Here is a 211-nt window from a genome sequence, read left to right on the forward strand (position 1 = left end):
GGCTGGCGATGCCGTTTTCCGACACCGCGGGCTGGGAGCGGCTGCAGGCCGTCAACCCGCACTTCACCCAGCGCAAGGCGACCGTCGGCGTTCATATCGACGAGGAGCATCCGCTGGAATGCGCGGGCGTGCCCTATCCGGCGCTGATCACCTACACAGCACCTGAAGACCTGGTCTACAACGTCACCAAGGCGATCGACCTGCAGGCGCC

Annotated in this window: 1 pseudogene; it reads left to right on the top strand. The window is 65.9% G+C overall.

Features of this window, described 5'->3' with window-relative positions:
- Positions 1–211: pseudogene (locus B4E36_RS01850) on the top strand (hypothetical protein); the annotation flags it as partial.

The sequence above is a fragment of the Martelella sp. UBA3392 genome (assembly GCF_002358775.1).
Classification (GTDB): Bacteria; Pseudomonadota; Alphaproteobacteria; order Rhizobiales; family Rhizobiaceae; genus Martelella; species Martelella mediterranea.